Raw genomic sequence first — 17,581 nt, forward strand, 5'->3', positions numbered from 1 at the left:
AAGTCCGAGGTCAAGACCCAGCCAGTGTCCCGCCCCCGCGGACGCTGGCTGGGCGCGTTCGTTTTCCTGTCACCAGGGCTCGCGTACCTGGTCGTGCTCATGCTGGTGCCCCTGGCACTGGTGTTCAGCTACACCGTCTTCCAGCGGGGGCGCTTCGGCGGTGTCGTCTACGAGTTCACCACCGAGAACTTCGAGCGCCTGTTCGACCCGCTCTACCTGAGCGTGCTGCTCGACTCGCTGAAGATCGCCGCGATCACCACGCTGGTCGCGCTGCTCATCGGGTACCCGACGGCGTACCTGATCGCGCAGCTCCCGAAGAAGTGGAAGACGCTGGCGCTGGTGGCGATCGTGCTGCCGTTCTGGACGAACTTCATCATCCGGGTCTACGCCTGGACGATCCTGCTCAGCGGGCCGGGGCTGGTGAACTCGGCGCTGGCGAAGGTGGGGCTGGGGCCGTACGAGCTGCTCTACAACCAGGGCACGATCGTGGCGGGGCTGCTGTACTCGTACCTGCCGCTGATGGTGCTGCCGCTGTACGCCGCGATCGAGAAGCTCGACCCGCAGCTGCGCGAGGCGTCGGCCAATCTCGGGGCGTCGGGGTTCACCACGTTCCGCAAGGTGACGCTGCCGCTGACGGTGCCGGGCGTGCTGACCGGCAGCCTGTTCGTGTTCGTGCCGAGCTTCGGCAACTTCGTCATTCCCGAGATGCTGGGCGGCAACAAGTCGATCATGGTCGGCAACCTCATCAGGAACCAGTTCCTGTCGGCGCGCGACTGGCCGTTCGGGGCCACGCTGTCGCTGGCGCTCATCGCGGTGCTGGTCGTGCTGCTCATCGTGCAGGCCTGGGCGGCGCGCCGTGCGTAGACCGAAGCTGCTGTACGTGCCGTTCTGGCTCACGTTCGTCTTCCTGTACCTGCCGATCGTCGTGCTCGTCGTCATGTCGTTCAACTCCGGCGAGTCCGCCTACAGCTTCGACGGCTTCAGCCTCAAGTGGTACGGCGTGCTGGCCGAGGACGAGCGGATCAGGGACGGCCTGGTCAACACGCTCATCGTGGCCACCGGCTCCACTGTGATCGCCACCGTGCTCGGCACGATGATGGCCGTCGGCCTGGCCAGGTACACCAAGTCCAAGATCATGGACGCGCTGGCGCTCATGCCCGCCGTGCTGCCCGACCTGGTGCTCGCCATCGGGCTGCTGGTCTTCTACGGGACGATCCAGCTCACGCTCGGCCTGTACTCCGTGGTGCTGGCCCACGGCCTGTTCGCGATGGCGTTCGTCGCGGCCGTCGTGCGCACCCGGCTGACCGGCACCGACACCTCGCTGGAGGAGGCGTCGCGCGACCTCGGGGCGGGGCCGGTGACGACGTTCATGAAGGTCACCCTGCCGCAGCTCATGCCGGGCATCGTGGCGGGGGCGATGCTGGCGTTCACGCTGTCGCTGGACGAGTTCGTGATCGCCTTCTTCACGATCGGCAACAACGACCAGACGCTGCCGATCGTCATCTACTCAATGATCCGATTCGGGGTCACCCCGAAGATCAACGCGCTGGCCGCGATCCTGCTCCTCGTGAGCTTCACGGCCGTGATCGCCGGGCAGCGCCTGACCAAGATCGGGGAGACGCGTGCTCAAGATTGACGGGATCTCCCGCAGGTTCGGGGACGTCACCGCGCTCGACGACGTCTCGCTGGAGATCGGCCAGGGCGAGTTCTTCGCCCTGCTCGGCCCCTCCGGCTGCGGTAAGACCACGCTGCTGCGCATCATCGCCGGGTTCGAGACGCCCGACGCGGGCAAGGTCACGCTCGACGGCGAGGACCTGCTGTCCAGGCCGCCGAACCGGCGGCCGATCAGCCTCATGTTCCAGTCCTACGCCCTGTTCCCGCACATGACCGTGGCCAAGAACGTGGCCTACGGGCTGGAGCGGGAGAAGCTGCCCCGCCAGGAGATCAAGCAGCGCGTGGGCGAGGTGCTGGAGACGGTCGGGCTGTCCGCGCACGCCGCGCGCCGGCCCGCCCAGCTCTCCGGCGGGCAGCGGCAGCGGGTGGCGCTGGCCCGCTCCATCGTCAAGCGGCCCCGGTTGCTGCTGCTCGACGAGCCGCTGTCGGCCCTGGACAAGAAGGTCCGCGCCGACATGCAGCTGGAGCTCAAGCGGCTGCAGCACGAGGTGGGCATCACGTTCGTGGTCGTCACGCACGACCAGGAGGAGGCCATGTCGCTGGCCGACCGCATCGCGGTCTTCGACCGCGGCACCGTGCGCCAGGTGGACGAGCCGATCTCGCTGTACGAGCGCCCGCGCTCGCCGTTCGTGGCCGACTTCGTCGGCGCCAACAACCTCTTCAGCGGGGAGGCCAGCGGCCTCGACGGGATCAAGAGCGAGAAGTTCGGCATGCTGGCCGGCACCCCGCTGGAGGAGCTGGAGGCCGGCGCGGGCGCGCTGCTCGCGGTGCGGCCCGAGAAGATCGAGCTGGCCGACGCGAGCGCCACCCGCGGCCTGGCCGGAGAGGTGCTCGACGTCAGCTTCTACGGCGGCGTCTCGCACATCTCCGTGGACGTGCCCGGCCACCCCAAGCCCGTGCTCGTGGCCGTGCAGGGAGCCGCCTCCGTGCGTCCCGGCGCCAAGGTCAAGGTGCGCTGGGACGCGGAGGACGCCGTGATCATGGCGGCCGGTCAGTGATTCAGGTCGTTGCCCGTGGCCGCGCGGGCGTAGGACAGGATGAGCTCGGCCGCCTCGCCGGGCCCGATCAGGGGGTGCCTGGCCGTGATGCGGTAGCCGTAGGCGTCCTCCAGGGCCACCAGGTTGCGGGCGATCGTCACCGAGTCGGCGCTCAGCCTGAACACGCCCAGCGCGGCCCCGGTGTCGAGGATCGCCTGGTACATCGACACCTGCCGGTCGTAGAGAGAGGTGAGCAGCACGCCGTAGACGCGGTTGCGGCCCGCGGCCCCGCCCAGCTCGTTCAGCAGCCGCACGTCGGGGTCGAGCGGCCCGGTCGGCAGCCCCGACCTGATGGTGACCACCAGCTTCTCGACGGGGTCGGTGAGCGTGGCGAGCTGGCGCAGCCGCTGCTCGTAGAAACGTTCCATGCCCGCGTGCTGCGCCTCGACGAGCAGCTCGCTGAGGTCGGGGTAGTGGTAGAGGACGGCGCCCGAGGTCAGGCCCGCCTCCTCGGCGACGTGCGAGAGCTGTACACCGTCGATGCCATGGCGGATGATGGCCCTGCGTGCGGCCTCGATCAGGTCGAGCCGCCGATCGTCGCGGCTTTTGCGCTGAGCCACCCTCACCACCTTCACTCGTTCGGCTGCTGTTCAGTTAGCCGTGACCATAGTGCCCTTAAGTTGACCTTCCCGCTAGATCAGTTTTTGAATTCCTCTTCAAATTGACGAGTTCCCCCGGAGTCGCCATGTCTCTCACGTTCCTGTTCATGCCGGAAAGCGCCTACGGTCCCACCAACAACTCCATCGGCATCGGTGACATCCTGCGCCGCCGCGGCCACCGCGTCGTCTTCGCGGCCGAGGCGTCCTGGAAGGGCAAGCTCGAAGCGCTCGGCTTCGAGGAGGACCTGGTCGACCTGGCCCCGCCGGCCGAGGAGGAGCAGGAGCAGGACCCCGGCCAGTTCTGGAAGGACTTCATCCGCGAGACCGCGCCGGAGTACCGCAAGTCCACCCTGGAGCAGCAGGAGACCGTCACCAAGCCCATCTGGGAGAGCTTGATCGACGGAGTCAAGTACTGCGAGCCGCAGCTCAAGGCCATCATCGAGCGCGTGAACCCCGACGTGATCATCGAGGACAACGTGATCACCTTCCCGGCGCTGCTCACCGCGGGCAAGAAGTTCGTCCGCATCGTCTCCTGCCAGCCGCTGGAGATGCGCGGCGAGAACATCCCGCCGGTCTTCTCCGGCCTGCCCGCCGACGACCGCTCCGAGTGGGACGCCTTCCGCGCCGAGTACGACCGCACCCACCGCGAGCTCTGGTCCGCCTTCAACGCGTGGTGCGTCGAGCAGGGCACCGAGCCGCTGCCCGACCTCGACTTCATCCACGAGGGCGACCTGAACCTCTACGTCTACCCGGAGATCCTCGACTACACCGACCGGCGCCCCCTGGGCCCGACCTGGCACCGCCTCGACTCCTCCGTGCGCGAGACCGACGAGGACTTCACGCTGCCCTTCGAGCGCAACGGCGAGGCCCTGATCTACTTCTCGCTCGGCTCGCTCGGCTCCTCCGACGTGGAGCTGATGCAGCGGGTGATCGACGTGCTGGCCACGACCCCGCACCAGTACATCGTCTCCAAGGGCCCGCTGCACGAGGAGATCAAGCTGGCCGACAACATGTGGGGCGCGGAGTTCCTTCCGCAGACTAAGATCATCCCATTGTGTGACTTGGTCATCACCCATGGCGGCAACAACACGACCACCGAGGCGCTGCACTTCGGCAAGCCGATGATCCTGCTGCCGCTGTTCTGGGACCAGTACGACAACGCCCAGAGGGTCGATGAACTCGGCTATGGTGTCAGGCTCTCGACCTACACCTTCACCGACGAGGAGCTGAAGGGGGCGGTCGCGAAGCTGCTCGGCGACACCGAGCTGCGGGCGCGGCTGGCCGCCGCGGGCGAGGAGATCCGGCGCCGCGACGGCCTGCGCAAGGCCGCCGACCTGATCGAGCAGCTCGGCCAGTAGTCACGCAGTCCTGAGCACGACCCTGAGAGATGAAGTCTTCCTGATGCGCGAACTGATCAACCCCGCCACCGGCCTCCCGTGTGCCGAAATTCCGGATACGCCGGTGGAGGGTGTGGCGTCGGCCGTACGGGCCGCCCGCGCCGCGTTCGAGGAGTGGTCGCAGACCACGCCCGCCGAGCGCCAGCGGCTGCTGCTGCGCGTGGCCGACCTGGTGGAGGCCGACGCCGAGGAGCTGACCAGGCTCGAAGTGGAGGAGACCGGCAAGCCGGCCGCGGTGTTCAGGGACGGCGAGCTGCCGTTCGCCGTGGACAACCTGCGCTTCTTCGCCGGGGCGGCCCGCTCGCTGGAGGGCACCGGCGCCGGGGTGTTCAGCCCCGGCTATACCTCGGTCCTGCAGCGCCGCCCCGTCGGGGTGGTGGGGTCGATCGCGCCGTGGAACTTCCCGTTCGTCATGGCCGTCTGGAAGGTCGGCCCGGCCGTCGCCGCGGGCAACGCCGTGGTGATCAAGCCGGCGCCGCAGACGCCGCGCACGACGCTGCGCCTGGCCGAGCTGTTCACCAAGGCGGGCGCGCCCGACCACCTCGTCCAGGCGATCACCGGTGACGCCGAGGCCGGCCAGGCGCTGGTCACCGATCCCGGCGTGGACATGGTCAGCGTCACCGGCTCGACGGAGACCGGCCGCGCCGTGATGAGCGGCGCGGCGGCCACGCTCAAGCGGGTCCACCTGGAGCTCGGCGGCAAAGCGCCGGCGCTGGTGTTCGAGGACGCGGACCTGGCGGAGATGGCCAGGGGCGTGGCCATGGGGGCGACGTACAACACCGGGCAGGACTGCACGGCGGCCACCCGCGTCTACGTCGCCCGGCAGATCTACGGCGAAGCCGTGGAGGCGCTTCGGGCAACTCTTGCCGAAATCTCGGTCGGCGACCCCTGGGACCCGGCCACCGACATCGGCCCGCTGATCTCCGCGGCGCACCGGGAGCGGGTGCACGGGTTCGTGCAGCGGGCCGGTGGGCGGGTGCTGCACGGCGGCTCCCCAATTGGGGGCCCCGGGTTTTTCTACCCGCCTACCCTTGTGACCGATGTCGCACAGACCAGCGAGATCGTGCAGGGAGAGCTGTTCGGACCCGTTCTGGTAGCGCTCCCGTTCGATGGGGAGGACGAAGCGGTCCGGCTGGCCAACGACACTAGATATGGCCTGGCCTCGTCGGTGTGGTCACGTGACGTGGGGCGGGCGATGCGCGTCTCGCATCGGCTCGATGTGGGTGTGACCTGGGTCAATGATCACCTGCCCATCGCCAGCGAGGCGCCGCACGGCGGGGTGAAGGGCAGCGGGTTCGGCAAGGACATGAGCCAGGAAGCAGTGCAGGAGTATTCAGTGACGCGACACCTGATGATCAAGCACGCGGCTCCGGTAGAGCGGGACTCGTTCCGTCCGGCCTGAAAACACGTACGGCGATATGCACCCAAAGTGCCTCTTTGGGTGCGCGTGATGGGATATGTTCGGTTGGCCGATCTGGTACGGGTTGTGTTCCAATTACCCAGCCGGACAGAATCCCATGCGCCCCACGCGTGTCTGATTTTCTTCGAGCACGTACCGGCGAGAGGTTGCGAGACTCAGTGAGGACGAAAGACCCCAGGCACACGAGGTCAGGGGAGTACACAGGCGGACGGTTCCGGCTGGCCAACTGGCGTGTGCGCTCCCGGCTGGTCGCGCTGATCCTCATCCCCACGGTCGTGGGCGTGCTGCTCGCCGGCGTCCAGCTGGCCGACGCCATCGGCACCAGTGCCGAGTACCGCCGGCTCACCCAGGTGGCCGAGCTGGTGCAGCGCATCGGCGCGCTCAACCACGAGCTCGCCAAGGAGCGCACGCTCACCGCGTGGTACGTCGCCGACCGCCGCAGGGGCGGGCGCTTCGTCCAGCTCAAGACCCAGCGCCAGGCCACCGACAAGACCAAGCAGGCCGTGCTCAGCGCGGCCAACGCCATCGACGCCTCCCACTCCGCGCGCGTGCGCGAAGGTGTCGCCGACACCCGCCGCTGGCTGGAGGGCCTCGACAGCCTGCGCGACTCCATGGTCGACAACGTGCCCGCGCGGGCCTCGATCAGCACCTACAGCACGATGATCGAGATCTTCTCCGGCATCCAGGCCGACCTGGGCGACGGCGTCAACGACGACGTCCTCCAGGGCGACGTGGCCGCGCTCGGCTCGCTGCAGCGGATGAAGGAGGAGGTCTCCAAGCAGCAGATCATCCTCATCGTGACGCTGCTGCAGCCCAACCGCAGGGTCGACAGCGCCGACTGGGCCGACTTCCTCGGCTCCTGGAACGCCCAGCAGGCCGACCTGGCCTCCTTCGAGGCCGAGGCGAGCAAGGCCGACCTCGACGCCTACCACAAGAACGTCCGCGGCCTCCAGGTCGACCTCGCCGACGCCATGCGCCAGCGCGCCCTGGCCCAGGTCCGCCAGAGCAACCGCATCACCGACCTCGACGTCACCACGAACCGCGACCTCAACGACTGGTTCGAGAGCACGACGGTGACCGTCAACGCCATGCGCAAGGTCGAGGGCAACCTCGCCGGCAAGATCGTGACCACCGCCACCGACCTGAGCAACACCGAGCAGCGCGACGCCATCATCTCCGGCGCGCTCATCCTCGTCCTGCTGCTCCTCGTCCTGGTCATCACCACCCGCGTGGCCGGCTCGCTGGTCCGGCCGCTGCGCCGGCTGCGCGCCGAAGCGCTCCAGGTCGCCACCAGCCGCCTGCCCGACACCGTCCGCATCCTGCGCGAGTCCGGCGAAGGCGCCCAGGTGCCCGAAGTGCCGTCCATCGGCATCAACACCCGCGACGAGATCGGGGAAGTGGCCCGGGCCTTCGACGAGGTCCACCGCGAGGCGATCCGGCTGGCCGGCGACGAGGCCAAGCTGCGCGCCAACGTCAACTCGATGTTCGTCAACCTCTCCCGCCGCAGCCAGACGCTGGTCGAACGGCAGCTCCAGCTCATCGAAGGTCTGGAGCAGGGCGAGGAGGACGAGCAGCGGCTCGCGAACCTCTTCCGCCTCGACCACCTGGCCACCCGCATGCGCCGCAACAGCGAGAACCTCCTGGTCCTCGCCGGCCAGGAGGCCGCGCGCAAGTGGAGCGAGCCGGTGCCGCTGGTCGACATCGCCCGCGCCTCGCTGTCGGAGGTCGAGAACTACGAGCGGGTCCAGATCCAGATCCCGTCCGGCACCCTCATCGTCGGCCCCGCCGTCACCGACGCCGTCCACCTGCTCGCCGAGCTGATCGAGAACGCCATCTCCTTCTCCCCGCGCGAGAGCAAGGTCACCGTCACCAGCACCCCCGCCGAGGGCGGCGTCCTGGTCACGATCAACGACCTCGGCATCGGCATGAGCCAGGAGGAGCTGGCCGAGGCCAACTGGCGCCTGGCCAACCCGCCCGTCGTCGACGTGTCCGTCTCCCGGCGCATGGGCCTGTTCGTGGTCGGCCGCCTGGCCCTGCGCCACGGCATCCGCGTCCAGCTCAGCATGCGCGAGACCGGCGGCCTCAGCGCCCTGGTGTTCATGCCCGACATGCTCATCAGCAACGGGCAGGGGCTGCCGCAGCAGGGCGGCCAGTACGAAGCGTTCACCTCGTTCGACCCGAGCATGTTCCAGCAGCAGCCGCCCTCGCGCAACGGCTCGCACCCGTCGTTCGACGACATGCCCGGCCACATCGTCGACACCCAGTGGCCCGGCTCGGTGCCGGCGCCCGGCACGGGCAACTGGCCCTCGTTCGGCGAGCAGCCCGCCACCCCCGACCCGCAGCCGTCCGCGTTCGGCGACCAGCCGTCGGTGTTCGGCGACCAGCCGGCGCCCGCGTCGGGGTCCGGCTTCGGCGACTCCTTCGGTGACCGGCCGGGCTTCGGCGATCCCTTCGGCGATCAGCAGCAGCCGAAGGCCGACGAGCCGCGCTGGCCGTCGTTCGCCGAGGAGCCGCCCGCCGTCCCGCAGCAGCCCGCCGCCTTCGGCGAGCCGCGCTGGTCCTCCTTCGCCGAGGAGCCGCCCGCGCCCCCTGCGGAGCAGCCCTCGCCGTTCGCCGAGAACCGGTGGCCGTCGTTCGCCGAGCAGCCGCCGCCCATGCAGCAGGACGACGAGCCGCGCTGGCCGTCCTTCGCCACCGAGCCGCCCCCGCCGCAGCCGCAGCAGGACGACCAGCGCTGGACGTCCTTCGCCGACCCGCTGCCCCGCAGGTCCCTGTTCGACGCGGAAGAGCGGCAGCGGCCGCAGTTCGGCGACACCTACCGCTCCCCGTTCGCCGACGAGCCCAAGCCCGCCGACCAGTTCGAGCAGAACGGTCACTCCGGCTACAACCCGTTCGGCCCCGGCGAGTACTCCTCCCAGGACATGACCGGCCCGCTCCCCGTGGTGCGCAACTCGCCGCTGGAGGAACAGAGCGAGGAGTTCCTGCCGATCTTCTCGTCGGTCGGGTCCGACTGGTTCCGCCGTCCGGATCCCGAGGTCCTGCAGCAGCGCCACGAGCCCGAGGGCGAGCACGAGATCACCGCCGTGCACCCGGCGGTGCCCGGCGAGCCGCAGCAGCCACCGGCCGCGTCCGCCGCGTCCTCCGCGAGCGGCAAGCCGGCGCTCCCGCAGCGCAAGCCCGGGCAGTCGGGCGTCAGCGCCCCCTCCTGGTCGTCGCCCGCGGACTCCGGCTTCCAGGCCGCGCAGGCGGCCGCGCAGCCGCAGCAGGCCGGCACCACGCCGTCGGGCCTGCCCCGCCGGGTCCCCAAGGCGAACCTGGTGCCCGGCACGGCCAGCCTCGCCGAGCCTCAGCCCACGTCACCGGCGCCGCAGATCTCACCCGAGCGGCTGCGCAGCCGGCTCTCCAGCTTCCAGCAGGGCGTCCGGCAAGGCCGGGCGTTCACGCGCGGTGAAGAGAATCAGCAGGAGGACAAATGAGAGAAATGAGCCAGGGAGCGCGCGGCATAAGCTGGTTGATCACGGACTTCGTGAACAACGTGCCGGGCGTCGCCCACACGGTCGTGGTGTCGTCCGACGGGTTGCCGCTGGCCTATTCCGAGGGCTTCCCCAAAGACCGGGCCGACCAGCTCGCCGCGGTCGCGTCCGGCGTCATCAGCCTGACCCAGGGCGCTGCGCGGGTCTTCGAGGGCGGTATGGTGACGCAGACCGTTATCGAAATGCAGCGTGGGCTCTTGATGATCATGTCGATCAGTGATGGATCCTGCTTGGCGGTCCTGGCTGCTCCCGACTGTGACATGGGTCTGGTCGCGTACCAGATGACCTTGCTGGTCGAGCGGGCGGGTCAGGTACTGACTCCGGCCGTACGCGCTGAGCTGCAAGCGGCCCGCCCCCGATAGCGGGGCGGTGACAGGAGAAGAATGGTGTCAGGTCAGCAGGGTTGGGCTGGTGATAGCACTCCGCCGCATCCGGCGGCTCCCCGTCCGCAGAAGCCGAGTTCCCTGGTACGGCCCTATGCCGTGACCGGGGGGCGCACCGCTCCGCGGATGAAGTTCGCCATGGAGGCACTCGTGTCCTCCGTGACGTCGGAATACCAAGACATTTCCCTACTAAGTCCGGAGTATCAGGCGATCATTAACCTGACCCGGAACGTCCGGTCGGTCGCCGAGATCTCCGCCCTTTTACGCCAGCCTCTGGGTGTGGTCCGGGTGCTCATCGCCGACATGGCGTCGGAGGGCCTGATCCGCGTGCACCAGCCTGCGCTGGACGCGGGAAAGCCGGACCTCAACTTGCTCGAAAGGGTTCTCAGTGGACTTCGCAGGCTCTAGCCCCGGCCTAACCTCGACGAAGATCGTCGTGGCCGGGGGCTTCGGCGTGGGCAAGACGACGTTCGTGGGAGCGGTCTCGGAGATCCTGCCGCTCACCACCGAAGCGGTCATGACGGACGCCTCGGCGCACGTCGACGACGTCTCCCTCACCCCGAACAAGACGACCACGACCGTGGCCATGGACTTCGGCCGGGTCTCGCTCGACCGTGACCTGATCCTGTACCTGTTCGGCACCCCCGGACAGCACCGCTTCTGGTTCATGTGGGACGACCTCGTCCGCGGCGCCATCGGCGCGGTCGTCCTCGTCGACACCCGCCGCCTGGCCGACAGCTTCCCCGCCATCGACTACTTCGAAGAGGCGAAGCTGCCGTTCGTCATCGGCATCAACGGCTGGGACGGCCACTTCGCCCACGCGGAGGAGGAGATCAGGGAGGCGCTGTCGATCGGCGACCACATCCCGATCGTCCGCCTCGACGCCCGCCAACGCGAATCAGTCAAGTCCACCCTGATCACGCTGGTGGAACACGCCTTGACCCGCCACATGCACACCCCGGTCTAGGCCGTCCCCGCGGGTGCCGCCTCCCACACAGGCGGCACCCACCCGTTGCCCGATGGGGCGGTTGCCGGTGAATGCCCGCTCCGATCGGACCTCGCTCCGCTCGGGCGCCTTGCCTGGCGCCTTGCGGCGCAACCCCCCGCGCCTGACGGCGCCATCGTGACCACCCTTTGCCCGTGTAGGTGGTCGGCCGTCTTCTGCCCACCCTGCCGTCGAGGCATTGGCAAAGTTGTCGCCCAGGGAAGCCGCATGGCTGAGACGCCGTCCTAGCAGGGACGGCCTCCCAGGGACGATCTTGCCCCGTGGGGAACAGGAATGGGCACCCCGGACGGGAGTCGGCGCTGGCCGGGATGCCGCGACTACTCAGGCTGCCGGCTGGCTGTCCAGCCCGGAGAGATAGCGGCTGTCCAGCCCGGAGAGATGGCGAGCGTGCCGGGCGGGGACGTCACTGGTACGGGATGGTGATGCCGGCCGCACGCAGGCGTGCCTCGACCAGCGCGTTCAGCCGGGCGATGGACGGCTCCTGCTCCTCCCCATGGTGATTGACCAGGCCGTACCGGGCGGCGGTGTCCGACCGGTTCCCAGGGGTGGTGGGCATCTTCAGCGCTGCCCGGTTGGACAGCAGCTTGTCCGCCAGCGCCGACGCCAGCTCCTCGATCCTCGGGTCGTCGGGGTTCCAGGATCGTGCTTCGATGCCGCGCTTGGTCAGCTCGATGAGCTCGGAATCGTCCAGTGAATGCTCGAGCTGGGTCAGGAAGCTGTCGAAGATCGCGGGGATGAGCGCTCTGGCCAGGACCATCGCCTCGCGTTGGGTGGCCACGTAGTCGGGGCTGAAGCCGAGATCGGCCAGGCGGTCCAGGACGGCGCAGGCACGGTCGGGGAGCAGGGCGCGGTCGCCGTGGGCGAGCCGGTCGAGGGTGTCGCGGCGGGCCATCAGGTCCTCGATCTGCTCGGTGAGGCGGCGGTGGACCTCGTCCAACGTGGCGGCGAACCGCTCGGGGTCGGCGTCGAGCAGGTCGCCGATCTCCGCCAGCGGCACGCCCGCCCCCGCCAGGGTGCGGGCCTGAACCAGGCGGAGCAGGTCGGCCGAGCGGTAACGCCGGTAGCCGGAGCTGTCCCGTTCCGGCTCCTTGACCAGGCCGAGCCGGTGATAGTGCCGCACCGTCTTGATCGTGACGCCGACGAACGCCGCCGCCTGGCCGATCGTGAGCCCGTCCGCCATCGGCTCAGTGCACCTCCGGATCGTGGGTAGGCACGGTCTCGCGCACTACCGCGTTGATCAGGGCGCAGGCGGACGTGCACGGGAGCGGGCTCGGGCCGCCGCCAGCCTTCGTGCTCATCTCAGGGTGCGGGTGTCGGGCGATCACAGGGGTGAGGGTAGCGCGCATTTGTCGCTTCTCATCGCTTTTGTCGCTGCTACGAGGATGGCGCTGCTACGAGGATGGCGCTGCTACGAGGATGGCGCTGCTACGAGGATGGCGCCGCTGCGGGGATGGTGCGCCGTGCTCGTGGCCTTGAACGGCGCAGGCCAGCCGGTCATTGATGGGGGCCGGTGGGAAATTGGTGCGGGCAGTGGCGGTAATTGGCGCGGCCGGCTGGTGGGGAGGGCCCGTGCTGGCTGGTCGGTCTGCTCGCCCGGGCCGTCCTCAGTGTCAGCCGGTGGGGAGGGCCCGTAGCAGGTGGTCGGCCAGCTCGCCTGGTCGGGACAACATCGCCATGTGTCCTCCGGGCATCTCGTCGGGGATGAGGCCGAGGCGTTCCTTCGCGTGTTGCCGTACGAACTCGGGTGTGAAGAGGCGGTCGTCGCGGCAGAGCAGGTACCTGGTGGGGACGTCCGGCCAGGCGGTCAGGGGCCAGGGCTCGGAACAGGCCAGGTCCATGTCCAGGTCCGTCCTGAGTGCGCGGTCATGGGTCAGCACCCGGTCGGCCAGATCGCGGGGGACGTCGTGGAAGTAGAGCTCGTACTCGTCCTCGATGCCGGGCGAGTGCCAGCCGCTCTGCTCCCACCAGGCCGCCGGTGTCTCGCCCGGGGTTGGGATCATGGCGGTGAGGAGGACGAGCGCCGAGACGTTGGTGCGGGCGCAGACGAGCGGGCCGACGAAGCCGCTCCAGGAATGGGCGACCACCACCAGCGGGCCGCGCCCGCCGGCTGCCTGGACGACCGCGTCGGCATAGTCCCAGAGAGTGGCCTTGGGATCGGACATGGGCAGATCCATCGCGACCGTGTCATGCCCGCGCTCGCGCAGCTCCTTCTCGACAAGGTGCCAGTCGAAGGCGCTTGCGCCGCCGCCGTGGATGAGGGCGAAGGTTGTCATGATGATGGAGACTGCCGGCGGCGCGCTAACTCATCGGAGCTCGGCCCGTGCGATTTCGAGTGCGGTCCATTCGTTGAGCGAGAGCTGGTAGGCGTTGGACAGCTTCTTCAGGGTGTCGGCGCTCGGGGCGGCGCGGGCCTGCTCGAAATCGTTGATGGTCGATTCGGCGATTCCCGTGCGCGCACTCACCTCGCTTTGTGACAGGCCGATATTCGTACGGGCCTGCCGGAGCTTGCCGGCCAGAACTCCTTCGGGGCCGGGCGGGAGGGCGGCCGGCGCGGCGGTTTGGGAATGCGCCGGCTTTTCCGTCTCGGAGGCGACCGGGGTGGAAGGGCCCAGCGCCTGGACGCCGACGAACACGAGCCCCAAGAAGACCAGCACGCCCGGCACGATCAGGAACAGGCTGGACGAGGTGGAGGACGGGCCGGGGGCGCGGCGCTCGTGGGATCTGACTCGGGTGACCTTGCCGCTCTTGAGGCGCCGCTCATGCGCCCTGACGCGAACCATAGGACGAGATTAAGTTGCGGCTCTGACGCATTATCCGAGGAATTCGCGTGGAGTAAGCCAATTCGAGCTCCGGCGAGACGTTTACCTTGCCGAACGGCAATCAGGGGGAGCCCGGTCTCGTCTCGAAGGCGCGAACGCGTGAAGGCGTGAAGGCGTGAAGGCACGAACGCGTGAAGGCACGAAGGCGCGAAGGCGTGAACACGAAGTCACGAAGTATTTCGGCAGGCGGCTTCGGCGGCGCCGAACAATTCCGTGACCCTCGGCTCCACCGCCGCCTGCACCTGCTCGGCCGGTTCGCCGGAGAGGAGGCGGCGGCGGATCTCCGTGTCCAGGACGCGATCGACCGCCGAGGCGAAGGCGGCCATGAGGTTCGGGCGCAGCCCTTCGCCCAGCGGCGGCGGTTCCTCGGTCAGGGCGGCGGCGAGCAGGTGCTCGCGTTCCTGGCGCAGCTCCAGCTCCCTGCCCCGCAGGGCGGGGCTGGCGTCCAGGGTGCGCTGGTACTCGACACCGTGCCCGAGCAGGCCGGCCACGTGGTAGTCGGCGAGCAGCCGCAGGTAGCCGTGGGCCAGGGCCTGCGCGACCGATTCCGTCTCGCGGCGGCGGGTTCGGACGGCCGTGCTCGGCAGCGACACGTAGGCGTCGCGTTCCTGGAAGAACAGGTCTTCCTTGGTCGGGAAGTGGTTGAAGACGGTCTGGACGGCGACGTCGGCCTCGCGAGCGACGTCGGCGACCGTGACGGCGTCGAAGCCGCGGTCGAGGAAGAGCCGCATCGCCGCTTCGCCGATGGACTGCCGCGTCTGCTGCTTCTTGCGGTCGCGCCGGGTCGGGGGCGAGGTCTGGTGCATGGTCCCAGCGTAGGGGGTGGGGGTTGGTCGCTACATCGTTGTAAATGTTCTATCAATGTAGTGACTATAGTGATGTAGCCACTACATTTGAAGGGGATGCGCATGACACGGCACTGGACGCTGCCCAGGGTTCTGATCGCGCTCATGGCGGTCGAGACCGCCCTGGGCGCCCTGCTGTTCGACCTGGTCCTGTACGACACCGCGCACGAGCACCTGTTCAATCCGGCCTGGCCGCCGCACGCGAAGTTCCACGACGCGCAGTACATCGTCACGTCGCTGGCGTTCGGCGGACTCGCCCTCGCCTTGCTGGCCGGGCGGCGCGGGGACACGCACTCCCGGCTGCTGTGGGCGGCGGGGATCGTGGCGGTGCCGTGGGCGAGCATGTTCCCCGCGCTGCTGTTCCCCGGCACCGCCACCTACGACCCGGAGTTCAGGGACGAGACGCAGTTCGTCCTCGGCCTGCACGGACAGATGTTCATGGCCCTGGTCACGCTCGTCGTCCTGGCGGTCGCGGTGTTCCTCGCGTCGGCGGCGCGGCGGGGGCGGGTGAGCGTGTGAGGCTGTTCGTGCTCGGGGCGAGCGGGGGCACGGGGGCACAGCTCGTCGCGCAGGCGCTCGACGCCGGGCACCACGTGACCGCCCTGGTCCGCGACCCCGCCGCCATCCCTGGGCGCGACCGCCTGACGGTCGTGCATGGGGACGTGCTGGAGCCCCAAGGCGGCTGGGGGCGGGAGGTGGCGGGGCACGATGCCGTGCTGTCGTGCCTGGGGAGCGCGCACCGGCGGCCCACCACGGTCTACTCGCAGGGCATGATCGGGGTCATCGCGGCCATGCGGGACGGTGAGGTGCGCCGGTTGGCCTGCGTCACGTCGGCCGCCCTCGCGCTGTCCCCCTCGGCGCCGCTGTGGCGCCGGTTGCTGATCGGAGGGGCGGTGCGGCCGCTCTACAGGCACATGTACGCCGACATGACCCGGATGGAGGGCATCGTCAGAGACAGCGGCCTCGACTGGACCATCGTCCGGCCGCCGAGGCTGACCGACGGGGCGCTCACGGGGACCTACCGGATATCCGCCGACGGGCCCCTGCCACGCGCCCGCGCGTTGTCGCGGGCCGACCTCGCGCATTACCTGCTCGGTCACCTGGAGGATCGGGCGACGTGGAGGGCCATCGTCGAGCTCGGCGGCCGGTGACCGGTCACCCGTGCCGGCGACCCATCGGGTCAGCGATCGACCATCCGTGCCGGCGACCTGACAGGTCAGCGACCGGTCACCCGTGCCGGCGCCCCACCGGGTGGGTGCAGCTAGCGGCAGACCGTCCCCGCTGGGGGCAGGGTGCCCGAGGTCAGGTAGTCGTCGATGCGGGACGTGGCGCAGGACGTCCTGAGGTAGGCGCTGTGCCCGTTGCCGCCGTTCTCGTCGTTCACGAGCAGGCCGGAGCCGTCGATGTGGGACGACAGGCTGCGTGCCCACGACAGCGGGGTGGCGGGGTCGTGGGTGTTGCCGACCACGAGCACCGGCGGGACGCCGCGGACGTGCAGCGGGCGTTGCGGGTTCGTCGGCCGGACGGGCCAGCCGAGACAGCCCGCCGTCATGTCCCAGAACTCCGAGGTGCCCTTCATGTGCGGGGCGAGCCGCCTGACGCGGTCGAGCCGGGCGCGCAGGTCGCGGTAGCCGGTGACGCCGGGCGCGATGTCCAGGCACAGGATCGACCGGTACGCCGACGTGCTCGCCGCGTCGTCCAGGACCGAGGCGCGCATGGACGCCAGGATCTGCGCGTCCCCCTGCTCCGCCTGGACGAGGGCGTTGGCCAGGCCGTTGCCGTACTCGGGGAGCTGGTTGAGGAAGACGTAGGTGACGTGACGCAGCTCCTCGCCGGTCAGCGGGCGGCCGCCCTTGACGGGGATGGGCTCGCGTTCGGCTCTGAGGAGCAGGTCGTCCCACAGCCGGGCGACGTCGCGGCCGTGCAGCGCGCACGCCGGCGTTGCGGCGCACCAGCGGACGAACTGGTCGAAAGAGTCCTCGACGGCCACCGCCGCGTCGGTGACCAGCCGGTCGGAATCCATGCTGTGGTCCACCGCGCCGTCGAGGGCCATCGTGCGGACCCGGCCGGGGAACATCCGGGCGTACTCGGTGCCGAGCATGGTGCCGTACGACTTGCCCAGGAAGCTGATCTTCGACTCGCCCAGGGCGGCTCGGACGGCGTCGAAGTCGCGGGCCACACTCGTGGTGTCGATCTCGCGCAGCAGCGGGCCGGTGGCGGCGAGGCAGCTCCGGCCGACGGCCCGGTTGTGCGCGACCAGTTCCCGGTAGCCGGCCCTGGTCTCCGGGAACTGCGTCACGGACGGGTCGTGGACCGGGCGGTCACAGGTGACGGGCGCGCTCTCGCCCACCCCGCGCGGGTCGATGCCGACCACGTCGAACCGGCGCAGCAACTCGGCGCTGACCGCGTACTGGGGGTAGTCGCGCACCAGCATCGCCGCCTGGCCGCCGGGGCCGCCCGGGTTGAAGAACAGCGTGCCGATCCGATCGCCGGTGGCCTTGCGGCGCGCCACGGACAGCTTGATCGTGCGGCCGGCCGGGACGTCCCAGTCGAGCGGCACCTCCACGGAACCGCACTCGGCCTGCTGCCGCTCACCGCACGGCCGCCAGGAGATGGGCGGGGGTGTGAAGGCGGACGCGGAGGTGGGGGTGGGGGTGGGGGCGGAAGCGGAGGCGGGGGTGAGGGCGGGCGCGGAGTCAGAGGTGAGGGCGGGCGCGGAGCCGGCGGTGTAGCCGGGCGGCAACGAGGGCGTGAAGGCGGACGCCGGCGCGGGCGCGGGTGCCGGGGGCAGGGTCAGGAGGAGCGCGAGCAGTGCGTGGTTCACGGTCGACCATGCTGCTCGCGTACGACGTCACAGGGATTCGGCCG

Annotated in this window: 17 protein-coding genes; 11 read left to right on the top strand and 6 right to left on the bottom strand. The window is 69.7% G+C overall.

The genetic code is table 11. The annotated features are described in order from the left end of the window. The first annotated feature begins 24 nt into the window (after positions 1-24). Genes HCN51_RS22735 through HCN51_RS22745 form a run of 3 tightly spaced genes read left to right on the top strand, consistent with a single transcriptional unit; the run spans position 25 to position 2,672 of the window. Complete coding sequence (locus tag HCN51_RS22735; RefSeq protein ID WP_346433753.1) at positions 25-864, top strand: ABC transporter permease; 840 nt, start codon at positions 25-27, stop codon at positions 862-864. Beyond that, positions 857-1,636, top strand: coding sequence for an ABC transporter permease (locus HCN51_RS22740; RefSeq protein WP_080042378.1), 780 nt, complete (start codon positions 857-859; stop codon positions 1,634-1,636). The genes HCN51_RS22735 and HCN51_RS22740 overlap by 8 nt, the downstream gene beginning before the upstream one ends. After that, complete coding sequence (locus HCN51_RS22745; protein ID WP_168011485.1) at positions 1,623-2,672, top strand: polyamine ABC transporter ATP-binding protein; 1,050 nt, start codon at positions 1,623-1,625, stop codon at positions 2,670-2,672. Before HCN51_RS22740 ends, HCN51_RS22745 begins: the two co-directional genes overlap by 14 nt. Here HCN51_RS22745 and HCN51_RS22750 read toward each other — a convergent pair. Beyond that, positions 2,666-3,271, bottom strand: a complete 606-nt coding sequence (locus HCN51_RS22750; protein WP_168011486.1) for a TetR/AcrR family transcriptional regulator — start codon at positions 3,269-3,271, stop codon at positions 2,666-2,668. The two genes, HCN51_RS22745 and HCN51_RS22750, sit on opposite strands and share 7 nt — an antisense overlap. Before the next feature lie 125 nt (positions 3,272-3,396). Here HCN51_RS22750 and HCN51_RS22755 point away from each other — a divergent pair, with 125 nt between their 5' ends. From HCN51_RS22755 to HCN51_RS22780, 6 genes are all read left to right on the top strand, one after another. Then, complete coding sequence (locus HCN51_RS22755) at positions 3,397-4,668, top strand: glycosyltransferase (protein ID WP_168011487.1); 1,272 nt, start codon at positions 3,397-3,399, stop codon at positions 4,666-4,668. Between the two features lie 43 nt (positions 4,669-4,711). After that, positions 4,712-6,109: an aminobutyraldehyde dehydrogenase gene (locus tag HCN51_RS22760; protein ID WP_168011488.1), complete on the top strand. Its 1,398-nt coding sequence runs from the start codon at positions 4,712-4,714 to the stop codon at positions 6,107-6,109. Positions 6,110-6,285: 176 nt separating this feature from the next. Then, positions 6,286-9,603 (top strand): nitrate- and nitrite sensing domain-containing protein, encoded by a 3,318-nt coding sequence (locus HCN51_RS22765; protein WP_168011489.1) that lies wholly within the window; start codon positions 6,286-6,288, stop codon positions 9,601-9,603. Next, entirely contained in the window at positions 9,600-10,022 is a 423-nt protein-coding gene (locus HCN51_RS22770; RefSeq protein ID WP_020546551.1) for a roadblock/LC7 domain-containing protein, read from the top strand. Before HCN51_RS22765 ends, HCN51_RS22770 begins: the two co-directional genes overlap by 4 nt. Positions 10,023-10,043: 21 nt before the next feature. Then, entirely contained in the window at positions 10,044-10,451 is a 408-nt protein-coding gene (locus HCN51_RS22775; protein WP_225272260.1) for a DUF742 domain-containing protein, read from the top strand. A gap of 28 nt (positions 10,452-10,479) precedes the next feature. After that, the gene (locus HCN51_RS22780) at positions 10,480-11,010 is read left to right on the top strand and encodes a GTP-binding protein (RefSeq protein WP_230465528.1); all 531 of its coding nucleotides are present in this window, start codon (positions 10,480-10,482) and stop codon (positions 11,008-11,010) included. Between the two features lie 442 nt (positions 11,011-11,452). Here HCN51_RS22780 and HCN51_RS22785 read toward each other — a convergent pair whose 3' ends face one another. The 4 genes from HCN51_RS22785 to HCN51_RS22800 form a co-directional block, all read right to left on the bottom strand. Beyond that, positions 11,453-12,229 (bottom strand): MerR family transcriptional regulator, encoded by a 777-nt coding sequence (locus HCN51_RS22785; protein ID WP_168011490.1) that lies wholly within the window; start codon positions 12,227-12,229, stop codon positions 11,453-11,455. 430 nt (positions 12,230-12,659) lie between these two features. After that, the gene (locus HCN51_RS22790) at positions 12,660-13,322 is read right to left on the bottom strand and encodes an alpha/beta fold hydrolase (RefSeq protein WP_168011491.1); all 663 of its coding nucleotides are present in this window, start codon (positions 13,320-13,322) and stop codon (positions 12,660-12,662) included. A 30-nt stretch (positions 13,323-13,352) separates the two neighbouring features. After that, on the bottom strand, positions 13,353-13,829 hold the full coding sequence (locus HCN51_RS22795) for a helix-turn-helix domain-containing protein (protein ID WP_168011492.1): 477 nt from the start codon (positions 13,827-13,829) through the stop codon (positions 13,353-13,355). A 206-nt stretch (positions 13,830-14,035) separates the two neighbouring features. After that, positions 14,036-14,674: a TetR/AcrR family transcriptional regulator gene (locus HCN51_RS22800; RefSeq protein WP_168011493.1), complete on the bottom strand. Its 639-nt coding sequence runs from the start codon at positions 14,672-14,674 to the stop codon at positions 14,036-14,038. Positions 14,675-14,776: 102 nt separating this feature from the next. On the opposite strand from HCN51_RS22800, the gene HCN51_RS22805 reads away from it, so the two are divergent. Then, the gene (locus HCN51_RS22805) at positions 14,777-15,232 is read left to right on the top strand and encodes a DUF6640 family protein (protein ID WP_168011494.1); all 456 of its coding nucleotides are present in this window, start codon (positions 14,777-14,779) and stop codon (positions 15,230-15,232) included. After that, positions 15,229-15,864 (top strand): NAD(P)H-binding protein, encoded by a 636-nt coding sequence (locus HCN51_RS22810; RefSeq protein ID WP_168011495.1) that lies wholly within the window; start codon positions 15,229-15,231, stop codon positions 15,862-15,864. Before HCN51_RS22805 ends, HCN51_RS22810 begins: the two co-directional genes overlap by 4 nt. Positions 15,865-15,974: 110 nt before the next feature. On the opposite strand, the gene HCN51_RS58150 is transcribed toward HCN51_RS22810, so the two are convergent. Next, positions 15,975-17,537: an alpha/beta fold hydrolase gene (locus HCN51_RS58150; RefSeq protein WP_206067458.1), complete on the bottom strand. Its 1,563-nt coding sequence runs from the start codon at positions 17,535-17,537 to the stop codon at positions 15,975-15,977. Positions 17,538-17,581: the final 44 nt, after the last annotated feature.

The organism is Nonomuraea composti (genome assembly GCF_012034275.1).
GTDB lineage: Bacteria > Actinomycetota > Actinomycetes > Streptosporangiales > Streptosporangiaceae > Nonomuraea > Nonomuraea composti.

Coding starts and splice junctions, on each gene's coding strand:
- HCN51_RS22790 (WP_168011491.1), bottom strand. CDS start 13,322: ATGACAACCTTCGCCCTCATCCACGGCGGCGGCGCAAGCGCCTTCGAC.
- HCN51_RS22800 (WP_168011493.1), bottom strand. CDS start 14,674: ATGCACCAGACCTCGCCCCCGACCCGGCGCGACCGCAAGAAGCAGCAG.
- HCN51_RS22775 (WP_225272260.1), top strand. CDS start 10,044: ATGGTGTCAGGTCAGCAGGGTTGGGCTGGTGATAGCACTCCGCCGCAT.
- HCN51_RS22795 (WP_168011492.1), bottom strand. CDS start 13,829: ATGGTTCGCGTCAGGGCGCATGAGCGGCGCCTCAAGAGCGGCAAGGTC.
- HCN51_RS22805 (WP_168011494.1), top strand. CDS start 14,777: ATGACACGGCACTGGACGCTGCCCAGGGTTCTGATCGCGCTCATGGCG.
- HCN51_RS22770 (WP_020546551.1), top strand. CDS start 9,600: ATGAGAGAAATGAGCCAGGGAGCGCGCGGCATAAGCTGGTTGATCACG.
- HCN51_RS22785 (WP_168011490.1), bottom strand. CDS start 12,229: ATGGCGGACGGGCTCACGATCGGCCAGGCGGCGGCGTTCGTCGGCGTC.
- HCN51_RS22760 (WP_168011488.1), top strand. CDS start 4,712: ATGCGCGAACTGATCAACCCCGCCACCGGCCTCCCGTGTGCCGAAATT.
- HCN51_RS22755 (WP_168011487.1), top strand. CDS start 3,397: ATGTCTCTCACGTTCCTGTTCATGCCGGAAAGCGCCTACGGTCCCACC.